The sequence below is a fragment of the Sporosarcina sp. P34 genome (assembly GCF_002743375.1).
Taxonomy (GTDB): Bacteria; Bacillota; Bacilli; order Bacillales_A; family Planococcaceae; genus Sporosarcina.
On sequence record NZ_PDZC01000003.1, the window covers coordinates 140575 to 153387 of the forward strand.

The 12813-nt window shown below is 41.8% G+C and carries 11 protein-coding genes; 9 read left to right on the forward strand and 2 right to left on the reverse strand.

Translation table 11 applies throughout. The features are described from left to right. Positions 1 to 63 precede the first annotated feature (63 nt). Positions 64 to 1371, forward strand: a complete 1308-nt coding sequence (locus CSV63_RS06740; RefSeq protein WP_099695144.1) for a DRTGG domain-containing protein — start codon at positions 64 to 66, stop codon at positions 1369 to 1371. A gap of 11 nt (positions 1372 to 1382) precedes the next feature. Here CSV63_RS06740 and CSV63_RS06745 read toward each other — a convergent pair whose 3' ends face one another. Beyond that, on the reverse strand, positions 1383 to 1712 hold the full coding sequence (locus CSV63_RS06745) for a YtpI family protein (protein ID WP_099695145.1): 330 nt from the start codon (positions 1710 to 1712) through the stop codon (positions 1383 to 1385). A 119-nt stretch (positions 1713 to 1831) separates the two neighbouring features. On the opposite strand from CSV63_RS06745, the gene CSV63_RS06750 reads away from it, so the two are divergent. The 8 genes from CSV63_RS06750 to CSV63_RS06785 all read left to right on the forward strand — a co-directional run bounded on the left by CSV63_RS06750 (position 1832) and on the right by CSV63_RS06785 (position 11826). Then, positions 1832 to 2773, forward strand: a complete 942-nt coding sequence (locus CSV63_RS06750) for a DHH family phosphoesterase (RefSeq protein ID WP_099695146.1) — start codon at positions 1832 to 1834, stop codon at positions 2771 to 2773. A 19-nt stretch (positions 2774 to 2792) separates the two neighbouring features. Continuing rightward, entirely contained in the window at positions 2793 to 5861 is a 3069-nt protein-coding gene (locus tag CSV63_RS06755; protein WP_099695147.1) for a DNA polymerase III subunit alpha, read from the forward strand. A gap of 223 nt (positions 5862 to 6084) precedes the next feature. Further along, positions 6085 to 6747 (forward strand): FadR/GntR family transcriptional regulator, encoded by a 663-nt coding sequence (locus CSV63_RS06760; RefSeq protein ID WP_099695148.1) that lies wholly within the window; start codon positions 6085 to 6087, stop codon positions 6745 to 6747. Next, a complete protein-coding gene (gene accD / locus CSV63_RS06765; RefSeq protein WP_099695149.1) occupies positions 6744 to 7616 on the forward strand; it encodes an acetyl-CoA carboxylase, carboxyltransferase subunit beta in 873 nt (290 codons plus the stop codon). The genes CSV63_RS06760 and accD overlap by 4 nt, the downstream gene beginning before the upstream one ends. Then, positions 7613 to 8566: an acetyl-CoA carboxylase carboxyl transferase subunit alpha gene (accA, locus tag CSV63_RS06770; RefSeq protein WP_099695150.1), complete on the forward strand. Its 954-nt coding sequence runs from the start codon at positions 7613 to 7615 to the stop codon at positions 8564 to 8566. The genes accD and accA overlap by 4 nt, the downstream gene beginning before the upstream one ends. 63 nt (positions 8567 to 8629) lie before the next feature. Next, positions 8630 to 9589, forward strand: coding sequence for a 6-phosphofructokinase (gene pfkA / locus CSV63_RS06775; RefSeq protein ID WP_099695151.1), 960 nt, complete (start codon positions 8630 to 8632; stop codon positions 9587 to 9589). Between the two features lie 38 nt (positions 9590 to 9627). Then, positions 9628 to 11388: a pyruvate kinase gene (pyk, locus tag CSV63_RS06780; protein WP_099695152.1), complete on the forward strand. Its 1761-nt coding sequence runs from the start codon at positions 9628 to 9630 to the stop codon at positions 11386 to 11388. 54 nt (positions 11389 to 11442) lie between these two features. Further along, the gene (locus CSV63_RS06785; protein ID WP_099695153.1) at positions 11443 to 11826 is read left to right on the forward strand and encodes an FxsA family protein; all 384 of its coding nucleotides are present in this window, start codon (positions 11443 to 11445) and stop codon (positions 11824 to 11826) included. On the opposite strand, the gene CSV63_RS06790 is transcribed toward CSV63_RS06785, so the two are convergent. Next, positions 11819 to 12784, reverse strand: coding sequence for an AI-2E family transporter (locus tag CSV63_RS06790; RefSeq protein ID WP_099695154.1), 966 nt, complete (start codon positions 12782 to 12784; stop codon positions 11819 to 11821). The genes CSV63_RS06785 and CSV63_RS06790 overlap by 8 nt on opposite strands. Between the last annotated feature and the right edge of the window lie 29 nt (positions 12785 to 12813).

The window sequence follows — 12813 nt, forward strand, 5'->3', positions numbered from 1 at the left end:
AATTTATGGTATGATTATCAAAAAGACGAAACCTTAAACCGGGTCGAAGAAAAAGGTGAAATCATGTCAACTAAACACGAGCAGATTTTGCGTTATATTGAAAGTTTGGCAGTGGGGGAAAAGATCTCCGTCCGCCAAGTCGCGAAAGTATTGGAAGTCAGTGATGGAACTGCTTACCGTGCGATAAAGGAAGCGGAAAATCAGAAGTTGGTAAATACAATTGAACGTGTCGGTACAATCCGAATTGAAAAAAAGAAAAAAGAAAATATTGAACGTCTAACATTTGCAGAAGTCATCAACATTGTAGACGGCGTCGTACTAGGTGGTCGTGATGGATTACATAAAACATTAACGAAATTTGTAGTAGGCGCCATGCAGCTCGAGGATATGATCCGATATATCGATGCCGGCAGTTTGCTGATCGTAGGAAATCGTTTGAAAGCGCATGAAATTGCCATTAAAGCAGGGGCAGCCGTCCTCGTGACGGGTGGCTTCGATGCAACTGATGAAGTGAAGCAGCTAGCAGACGAAATGAATTTGCCGGTTATATCAACAAGCTATGATACCTTCACAGTAGCGACTATGCTGAACCGAGCGATTTATGATCAGTTGATTGAAAAAGAGATTTTATTGGTAGAGGATATTTTGACACCGCTTGCCAGTACTGTGACATTATCTCCTGAAGATTCCGTCGATCAATTTTACGAAGTGAATCATCAAACATCGCATTCAGCCTACCCTGTTGTAAAATCTGACGGTACATTGGTAGGGATTATTACGTCCCGAGATGTCGTCAGCAATCCGGATGTAGAAACTGTTGGAAAAGTCATGACGCCAGGTCCCATTACGGTGAACGGAAAAGTGAGTGTTGCATCAGCGGGACACAGTATGATTTGGGAAGGCATTGATCTAATGCCTGTCGTGAATGATGCGGGCATTCTAGAAGGAATCATCAGTCGTCAAGATGTTCTAAAAGCATTACAAATGACTCAACGTCAACCGCAACAAGGAGAAACAATTGACGACATTGTCAAGAATCAAATGAAAGCTATAGCCAATTCGCCTGAAAAGATCGAGTTTTCCGTTGTGCCACAGATGACCAATCAATTTGGTTCATTATCTTACGGAGCGATGCTAACGATCCTGACAGAAGCGGGTAGTCGTACGATTAAGCTTCAAAAACGTGGCGAAAGTGTGCCGGAGAACGTAACGATTTATTTCATCAAACAAGTTCAGCTTGGTGCATCGGTAACAGTGGAACCAAAGATTATTCACTCAAGTCGCCGATTCATCAAACTGGAAATCGAATTGATATCGAACGATGGAATAGTTGCTAAAGCTATGGGAACTTTCCAGCTTTTCGAGAAATAAAAAAACTGACGTCAATTGACATCAGCTTGGTTTAGTTTACTTTCTTCCGCTACAAACTGCTTATAATGTTTCTGAGCGTTAAAGTTAAATATAGCAACATATCCACCGAATAAAATGAATATAGCTGACACGATATAGGTTAGCAGACCATCGAAAATTAGCAATTGATTGATGCCGAAGAAGATCAATAGGGCGCCAAGTGCTGTGCCTGCCAAACTCGCATACATCTTTTTACGGATGGGAAACATATGGCTCGTGCGGAATTGTCGTGTTTTGAAAACAAAATAGAATACGCCGCAAGCGACGATACCAAAAACAAAAATAAAGTTAACCATTTCCATTAAAAAAGCCCCCATTACATACAAAATAACCTGCTACCTAAGCGTTGAGGTTCATTATATATTGTAGCGGCTTTTAATAGGAAATGCGAATACTTGTACAGAAACCTGGGGGAATATAGATGAAACGACAAATCATTGACACAATTGAGAAATACGAAAAAATTATTATTCATCGTCACGTCCGGCCTGATCCAGATGCATACGGGTCACAAATGGGGTTGAAAGCACTTATTGAAAAGAACTATCCGGAAAAGCAAGTACTCGCAGCTGGAACGCATGATGAACTGTTAAGTTTTTTGGGTGAACCGAACACGGTGACTGAATCAGATTATGAAGGTGCCTTGGTCATCGTTACCGATACGGCGAACACGGGCCGTATTGATGGATCATTTTACGACAAAGGTGCATTTTTATTGAAAATCGATCATCACCCGAACGAAGATCCATACGGTGATGAGCGATGGGTAAATACAGACGCGAGTTCTTGCTCGGAAATGATCTATACAATATATGAAGAAGGTCAAGCTTCATACAATTGGGAAATGTCCCCAGAAGCCGCACGTTTTTTATTCGCAGGAATTGTTGGGGATACGGGTCGTTTTATGTTCCCGAGCACAACAGAAAAGACATTTGAAGTAGCTAGCTCGTTAATCAAGCAACCGTTTGATCGAACGAAATTATTCGCAGGAATGTATGAGATGGATCGTAAAATCTTGCATTTGCAAGGATATATCTACCAAAACTTTACGATCGATGAAAATGGTGCAGCTTATATTAAATTAACAAAAGAAATTTTGGAGCAATTCGATGTAACCGTTTCGGAGACGTCTCAACTCGTAGGGTCACTTGGAGAGGTTAAAGGAATTTGTGCGTGGGTCATCTTTATTGAAGAGCAGAACCAAATCCGTGTCCGCTTACGTTCAAAAGGTCCTATTATCAATACATTGGCGATGCAGCACAATGGTGGCGGTCATCCACTAGCGTCGGGTGCTTCCGCGTATTCATGGACAGAAGTAGATGAAATCATCGGTAAACTGCAAGAACTTTGCAGAAACTATTAAGCAGAGCTGAGGGATTGAAATGAACCTGATGTATCCGCAAATTATAACAGGCGCAGATCTATTGCGTGGAATCGTAAAGTTAGATGAACTGGCTCCTCTTTTGCAAAAAAGAGGGGCTTCTTCTGCTGCTATCGTCAATAGTACATTATATGGCGTGCGATCATTTAGTAAAATGCTGAGTAAATACGGCATCCGCCCCATAATTGGATTGTCGGTTATGTTAGAAGTCGAAGATCATGAGGTGCTTGTATATATATATGCACAAAACGAAACAGGCTTCTCCAATCTAATGAAAATGAGCAGTGCTATTTCGACACGTCAAGAAGAAAACCTACCACTGAATTGGCTCCATGCCTATAGAGAAGGGTGCGTTATGATATGTGCGATGACTGATTCATCCTGGGCGAATGCGCGCACTCTACATGTATTGCAGTTACTTACAGAGAACGTTTCCAACGCTTCAATATTTATTGGAATCAGCCGGCCGGGTGGAGGGGCACATACTGACGAAGCTGCCATCATGCAGTTGAGTGAGGAAAGTCAATTATCCATAGCGGCTTGTCACGAAACACGCTTTCTTCATAAAGAAGACTTTCCAGCTTATGAAGTCGCAACAGCCATTCGGAAAGGCTATAAATTAAATGATTCAAAAAAACCGCCTAATCGTTATCGACAAGCGTTTTTGCCTGAAAAACAAGAACTTACAAATTGGTTCAAAGAGTATCCGGAATGGTTGCAGACAACGGAAAACATTATGAATTCCTGTAATGTGACCATCCAGAAAGAAGATTTTTTACTTCCCAAGTTTCCTGTAGTGGATGGCAAAAAGTCCATTGAGATGCTGGAAGAACAGTGTCGGACCGGATTGCAACAACGCTTCCCAACACTATCGCCAGAGTATGAAGAGCGACTACGCTATGAATTATCGATTATTGAACAGATGGGCTTCACAGATTATTTCTTAATAGTAGAAGACTATGTATGTTACGCAAAAACGGAAGGAATTTTGGTAGGTCCAGGACGTGGCTCTTCAGCAGGTTCTTTAGTAGCATTTGCACTTGGTATCACAGAAGTGGATCCTATTATATACGGATTGTTATTTGAGCGCTTCTTAAATCCTGAACGAGTGACCATGCCCGATATAGATATCGATTTCGCGGATCATCGCAGAACGGAAGTTGTCAATTATGTGGCGGAAACATACGGCAAACAATATGTCGCACAGATTATTACATTCGGTACACTTTCAACGAAAGCCGTTGCTCGGAATGTTGCCAGAGTGGTGGATTTCACACCAGAAGAGGTACGCTTCATGTCCAATGAATTGAATAGTAGACAGTCGTTTAAAGAAACGATCATGCAGTCCAAGAAATTACGTGACTGGATTCAAGTGGAGCCCCGAAGAAAAATATGGCAACAAGCGGCAGAACGTTTAGAAGATTTACCGAGAAATGCATCAACCCATGCTGCAGGTGTCGTGCTTGCTGCGAAACCGCTCGTTCATTATGTCCCATTGCAGATTGGATCCGATGAAGTCTTCTTGACTCAATGGGCGATGAAAGATGTAGAAGAAGTCGGTTTGTTGAAAATGGACTTTCTCGGGTTGCGAAACCTCACACTACTCGATAGAATCCGTGCCATGATTCAATACAATAAAAAGCAAGTCATCGACTTCGGACAGATACCACTCACTGATCAAGCAACATACGCACTATTTAAAGCAGGAGATACAACGGGAATCTTCCAATTTGAATCACCTGGTATGCGTCGCGCTCTCCGAACGATACAGCCCGATAACTTTAAAGATATTTACTCAGTCAACGCCTTGTACCGTCCGGGTCCTATGGAGTTTATCCCCCTTTATAGTCGTCGGAAAAATGGACAAGAGCCGACGGTATATGACATACCCGAGCTCGAACCCATTCTAGCTGAAACGTACGGCATTATAATTTATCAAGAACAGATCATGAAAATCGCGGTGAATATTGCAGGCTTTACTATGGCGGAAGCCGATCTCCTTAGACGAGCGATTAGCAAGAAGAATCAGCAAGTATTGGAAGAAGAGCGACAGCACTTTATTGCCGGCGCACGTAAAAAAGGGTTCGATCAAGTGAAGGCAAACGACGTCTATAATCTGATCGTGAAATTTGCGGACTATGGATTTCCGAAAAGTCATGCTGTAGCCTATTCCCTGATTTCCTATCGACTGGCATTCTTTAAAGCAAATGAACCGACATATTTTTACGCAGCATTTTTATCTTCTTTAACAGGAAGTAAAGAGAAGATGACGGAAGTAATTCGTGAAATGAAGGCAAAAGGTATTCCGATATTACCTCCATCAGTTACGAAAAGCCGCTATTCACATACAGTCGAAGGGCATGCGGTTCGACTAGGTCTAGGCGCTATAAAGGGGGTTACTTTCGCCTTCTATCAGCAATTGGCTGCAGCGCGTGAAAAGGGGAAGTGGTCTTCTATGTTTGACATGGCAATTGCACTCGGAGCCGATCACTTCACAGAAAAAGCTGTCATTCCATTAATTAAAGCAGGTGCGCTTGACGATTTTAATCAACAGCGTTCTGTACTTCTTGCTTCAATAGATGCCGCTCATTCCCATGCGTTGTTCATAGGCGACGATATTTTAAGCGATCAGTTTCAATTTAATTCGCAACCTAAATATACACCGGGCGGCACAATGGATCAGATGACAAAGCTTGGTTTTGAACATGATACATTAGGGTTTTATTTGTCCGAGCATCCTGTTGAACAATTGAAGCGAAATGCATCCAGTCAACTAGTGACTATTACATCTCTAGTTTCTTTACGTCAAGGAACTAACGTACACTGTTTGGGAATTATTTTGTCGATCAGGCGGATTCGTACCAAAAAAGGCGAAGCGATGGCATTTCTTACGTTACAAGATGAGACTGGTGAAGTTTCCTGTACGTTGTTTCCGAAACAATACGCACAGATCAGCGTCCACTTACATGATGGAGCGTTTGTTCAAATTTCAGGAAGCATAGATTTTCGAAATCAATCTGTTCAACTGATAGTAGAAGAGTTGTTGCCGCTCCATTTTTCGGCGGAATAAAACATACAAGTATAGTCTCTCTGGTCAATCATGACGCAATTCACGTCACGGTTGACCATACTTCGACTTTTTAGTAAGTGAGCGTTCAGTCGGTAAGAAAAATGACGAAATAAAAACACTTGTAATTTCACGATATTGCTTTACGTGGTGCCGACTTTTTTGTATGCTTGTATGCAGGGTGGTCAGACCACTCTGCTGAAGGTATGAAAAAGGAGTTCTCCTCATGCAAAATTCACAATCATCATCCAAGCGTTTTTTGGATATTATCGGAGAACTACAATCACTGATTAGCGAACAAAAAATCGAATACGGCGATAGGTTACCATCTGAACGTCACCTAGCAGAAAAGCTACAAGTGAGTAGAACCGCAGTACGCGAAGCGTTGCGAAGTATGGAATTGCTAGGCCTCATTGAGACGAGGCGAGGCGAAGGGACATTCCTATCCGATTTCAAAAAACATCAATTAGTGGAAGTTCTCTCGACGTTTATTATGCAGCAAGCACGTTCAATCCAAGATGTAGTGGATACAAGGATGATCCATGAGCGGGCTGCAATTACAACAGTCACAGAAAATGAAGAATTGCGCAAGCTTCCTGTTTGGGTAGGCATGCAAAGTAGGTTGAGAGAAGGAGATTCAGTGTTTTCACGTGAAGATATGGTGCGCGAAACCATTGTCGCTACTGAAAATCGACTCTCCTTAAAAATTTGGTTTTTACTAAAACAGTATAGCGGTGTTTCTTTTGATATAGCCATTGAGGCTGATGAGGAAATAGCTATAGTGCATGATCTGCTGGATGAAATGATGGCAGGTAATAAGGAAAAAGCCTTAATTTGTTATGAAAAATGGATGGATCAAGTTGAGGGAGAAAGAAGGGAAACAAAATGAGTATCAAACAATTATTTAAAAAGAAATCAAAAGTAGACCAACATACAATGCCTTCTGCCAAAAGTAAAGCAGATGTGCCAGAAGGAATTATGACGAAATGTCCGGAGTGCAAGCATGTAATATTGACGAAGGACTTGTTGAAGAATGGTAAGGTTTGCCCTTCTTGCCAGCATCATTATAAGATGACAGCACAAGAGCGAATCGATCACTTATTTGATGAGGGTAGCTTTGAATCACTGGATGATCATTTGAAAACAGAGAATCCGCTAGATTTCCCTTCTTATACAGAAAAAGTAGAAGCTGATGCACAAGCAACAGGTTTAAATGAGGCTGTACTGACTGGGGTCGGAAATATTCAAGGATCACAAGTAGCCGTTGCAGTCATGGATGCACATTTCCGAATGGGGTCTATGGGTTCAGTAGTTGGCGAAAAAATTACCAGAGCTGTAGAGAAAGCTACGGAATTAGGTATTCCTATGTTAATTTTTTCCGCAAGTGGTGGTGCCCGTATGCAAGAAGGTGTAATTAGTCTGATGCAGATGGCTAAAGTGAGTGTTGCTCTTGAAAGACATGCCAATAAAGGGTTGTTGTACATTTCCATCATGACCTACCCAACTACAGGTGGCGTGTCTGCGAGTTTTGCCTCAGTTGGCGATATTAATCTAGCAGAGCCAAAAGCTTTGATCGGGTTTGCAGGGCGTCGGGTAATTGAACAAACCGTACGTGAAAAGCTGCCTGAAGATTTCCAGACAGCGGAGTTCTTATTGAATCATGGACAATTGGACGCGGTAGTTCATCGCAATGATATGCCAGAAGAAATGAATAAAATCTTGAAGCTTCACGCACGAAAGGGGGCTGTACTCGTATGAGTAAAACACTTGCATTTGAAGAACCTATCGTAAAACTGCGTGAAAAAATTAATGAACTAGAAGAGTATACCGCAGTCAATGACGTAGACCTTTCATCTGAAATCGTCAATTTAAAAAATCGGCTAGTTAAGTTGGAAACAGAAATCTATGAAAGTATGGAGCCTTGGGATCGTGTGCAAGTTGCCCGACACCCTGAAAGACCGACGACGATGGATTATATTACTCGTTTGTTCGAAAACTTCATCGAATTTCATGGAGATCGCAACTTTGGAGATGATGAAGCGATAATCGGTGGAATCGCCTCATTTGAAGAAATGCCTATTACAATCATTGGCCATCAGCGTGGAAAAGACACGAAAGAAAATGTTAAAAGAAACTTTGGTATGCCGCACCCCGAAGGATATCGTAAAGCGCTTCGCCTAATGAAGCAAGCGGAAAAGTTCCATCGTCCTATTATTTGTTTCATCGATACAAAAGGTGCGTATCCAGGTAAAGCGGCAGAGGAACGAGGACAAAGTGAGGCAATTGCACGGAATCTAGTTGAAATGGCAGGTTTGAAAGTCCCTGTTATCTCCATCGTTATTGGAGAAGGGGGAAGTGGAGGTGCGCTGGCTCTGGGTGTGGCAAACCATATTCATATGCTTGAAAACTCTACGTACTCCGTTATCTCCCCGGAAGGTGCAGCGTCTATTTTGTGGAAAGATTCATCACTGGCTAAACAAGCAGCAGAAGCGATGAAAATCACTGCACCCGATTTGAAAGAAATGAATATTATTGATGAAATCATTCCTGAAGTACTTGGCGGAGCGCATCGCGATGCTAATAAACAGTCGTTGGAAATCCGTAGCACACTACGAAGATCACTGAAAACATTAGGCGAATTGACATCAGATGAATTGATCGATAATCGATATAATAAATTCCGGAGTATTGGCGTCTTTTCGGAATAAAAGATGCGGGCAACCGCATCTTTTGCTCGTACATACAAGACATAATTAAAGGATGGGATCGACATGAAAAAAATTGCGGTCTTAACAAGTGGTGGCGATGCGCCGGGAATGAATGCGGCCATTCGTTCCGTAGTCAGGAAAGCGCTCTTTGAAGGGGTGGAAGTTTCCGGTGTGTTCAATGGGTATCAAGGATTGATTGACGGTAAAATTGAGCAATTCCAGCTTGGTTCAGTCGGGGATATCATTCAGCGTGGCGGTACGATATTGCGATCTGCAAGATGTCCGGAGTTCATGACCGAAGAAGGCCGTGCCAAAGCAATGGAGCAAATCAAGCTTCATGCAATTGAAGGATTGGTCGTCATTGGTGGAGATGGCTCGTTCAAAGGAGCCAATGAACTTGTGAAATTGGGTGTTCCTTGTGCTTGTGTACCTGCTACGATTGATAACGATATTACCGGGACAGAATTTACGATCGGTTTTGATACTGCATTGAATACCGTAGTCCAAGTAATCGATAAAATCCGAGACACTGCAACATCTCATGAACGTTCTTTCATTATTGAAGTAATGGGTCGTGACGCGGGTGATCTCGCGTTATGGGCGGGTCTTGGTGGCGGTGCTGAATCCATTATAATACCTGAGAAGCCATTTAACATACACGCTATTGTTGAACGTCTTAAGAGCAGTACGAGCCGTGGGAAAAAGCACAGTATTATTGTATTAGCGGAAGGTATGATGTCTGCCACGCAACTGGCAGAACTCCTAAAAAAAGAAGCGGGTATTGAAACCCGTGTATCCATTTTAGGACATATGCAGCGAGGCGGCTCGCCATCTGCACGCGATCGGGTAATTGCCAGTCAATACGGTGCAAGAGCTGTTGAAACATTATTGTCCGGAAAGAAAAGTTCTGCTGTTGGTATGAGAAATCATAAAGTGGTAGACTATAACTTAGAGGAAGTCTTTATCAAACGAGAAAAGTTGGATTTGTCATTAGTAGATTTAGCAGAAACATTATCTATCTAATTAGTCAGAATCGACATGACACAGAGGAGCGATAAGTAGTGAGAAAGACAAAAATTGTGTGTACAATCGGCCCAGCAAGTGAATCATATGAAGGACTACTAAAGCTGATTGACGCAGGGATGAACGTTGCACGTCTAAACTTCTCCCATGGCACCCAAGAAGAGCATAAAGTACGTATTGAAAGAATCCGCAAAGCAGCAGCAGAAAAAGGAAAAGTAGTAGGAATTCTACTTGACACGAAAGGTCCTGAAATACGGACGCATAAAATGAAAGACGGTCAAATCGAATTGGTGCGTGGACAAGCAGTAGATATTTCGATGCAAGAAGTACTCGGCACTGCTGAAACATTTTCAGTTACCTACGAAAAGTTAATTCATGACGTGGACCGTGGTTCATTTGTCCTGCTTGATGATGGGTTAATCGAACTTGAAGTAACAGGTAAAGATACAGAAAAAGGTTTGATTCACACGAAAGTGATCAACGCAGGTCCATTAAAAGATAATAAAGGTGTTAACGTTCCGAATGTTTCCGTTCAATTGCCGGGAATTACGGATAAAGACAAAGAAGATATTTTGTTCGGTATTGAACAAGGTGTCGATTTTATCGCGGCTTCTTTTGTACGTCGTGCATCTGACGTCATTCAAATCCGTGAACTATTGGAAAATAATAATGGTGGACATATCCATATCGTACCGAAGATTGAAAATCAGGAAGGTGTCGACAATCTCGATGCAATCCTTCAATTATCTGATGGTCTGATGGTTGCTCGTGGAGATCTAGGAGTAGAAATTCCAGCTGAAGAAGTTCCTTTAGTACAAAAAATGATGATTCGTAAATGTAACCAATACGGTAAACCAGTTATTACAGCCACTCAAATGTTGGATTCTATGCAGAGAAACCCACGTCCTACACGTGCGGAATCAAGCGATGTCGCCAATGCGATTTTGGATGGTTCAGATGCTGTCATGCTGTCGGGTGAGACGGCGGCTGGTTTATATCCGGTCGAATCCGTAAAAATTATGTGCAAGATCGCACTCTCTACTGAAGAATCTATGGACTTCCATTCTGTCGTTTCCACAAGAACGAGAGAAAAAGAAGGAAATCTTACAGAGGCAATCGGACAAGCAGCATCTTATACAGCACTAAACTTGAATGTAAAAGCAATTTTAGCACCAACTGAAAGTGGTCAAACAGCGACGATGATCGCAAAATACCGTCCAGGTGTTCCAATTATTGCGGTTACACGTTCTGAAGTGGTTTCCAATAAGCTGACGCTAGTTTGGGGAGTGTATCCAATCGTTGGAAAGAAAGCGCTCGACATCGACGGGATCCTTCAGGAATCAGTCGAAGAGAGTGTAAAACATCAATATGTAACACATGGAGATGTAGTCATCATTACAGCGGGGGTACCAGTTGGTGAAGCGGGTACGACGAACTTGATGAAATTACATGTAATCGGTGATTTAATCGGTCGTGGACAAGGCATCGGCAAAAACGTTGCTTTCGGTAAAGCGAAAGTCATCAAGAATTCACAAGAAGCATTGACACAAATTAAAGAAGGCGACATTATTGTTACGCATTCTACAGACCGTGATATGTTTGCAGCGCTCGAACGCTGCGCAGGTATCATTACTGAAACGGGCGGTTTGACTAGTCACGCCGCAGTGGTTGGTTTGAGTCTTGGTATACCTGTTATCGTAGGAGTGGAAAATATCACATCGGTTATTAAAAATGGCAGTGATATTACAATGGACGCAGCGAGTGGTGTGATCTACAACGGTCACGCAAAAGTATTGTAAAAACATACAGACCGCTTCTCGTAAAGAGAAAGCGGTCTTTTTGGAGGTCACTATATGAAATGGTTAGTAGCATTATTTGTTATTGTACCGACTACTGAACTGGCTTTATTAATGGTCTCAGGCAAAACGCTCGGTATCATGCCTACGATTTTGATTATTATCATAACAGGAATTGGTGGCGCGTATCTTGCGAAGAAACAAGGGCTTCGTGCATGGCGTGATTTACAGGTCCGTATGGCCAATAGAGAAACTCCTGGTAAAGCATTAGTAGATAGCGTGTGTATTTTACTAGGTGGTTTATTATTGCTAATACCTGGTTTCATTACAGACATTATGGGATTATTATTGTTGTTTAGTGGCCCACGTAAAATATTGTACCCATTTATCGTCAAGTGGATTTACAATAAAATACGTAACGGTCAAATCCGAGTTATGTAAACGTAGGATATTCCTTAACTTTTAACGCAATAAAGAGGAAGAATGGTAAAAACATGATGCCGTATAATCCGAATAAATAAACAGCGCAAGCAGTAATAACAAATGAATGTACAGTGCGTAATTTAAAGGTGTGTGCCCACAAAATGGATTCAACCATCTGCCTGCATACAAGTAACACGATATACAAAACGACTAAGCCAATAGCCGAATGCATGTCATCAATATAGAAGGAAAAGGCAATCATCGGCAAAAACACGAGACCGATTCCAAGAAACGGAATACTATCGACTAATGAAATCAAAAATGCTTTAGTTACAAATGACTCGAAATCGAGAAGCCAAAAACCGGCGGCCATTAGAATAAACGTCATGATAAATAGTCGAATTTGAACGGAGAAGAAATGTCCCATCAAACGGCTTGACCTTTCAAAAATCCTGCGTGCTACCTGTCTGAAGTTTTTAGGAAAGTACACTAAAAACCAAAAACGATTGGTAGCACTTTCTCGTAAAGCGAAAAAGTACGCAGTAATAAATAAAAATGTGCTAAAAATCTGCTGGAAAGTCTTTTGTAGTAAACTAATGACCCCCTCCATCGCTTCATGACTTAGTTGGATAAATTGTTCTGCAGCCGCGTGTAAGTTCCATCCTTGACTATCCATCATTTCAATAATTACACCTAATTGATCTTCCATTGTCCAAATGACAGAAATCAATCCATTGATTGATAGGAAGAGGAAGGTGTATACTAAAGAGGCAAGCATCCCCATTATGAGTAAAGCAGCTAAAAAAGCCGGCATTTTTGTAAGGGCTATTAAAGAATTCATGAGCGGAGCAGTGAAGAAAGCGAAAACTATCGCAAATCCAACAGGTGGAATCACAATGAGAGAAATTATGATTAATAGAGCCGGTAACCATTGACGGGCATAGGTTTGGAAGTTTTTGGAGTCGATGGATATCATGCGAATTTGTCCATTCCTTTCGTAAAATA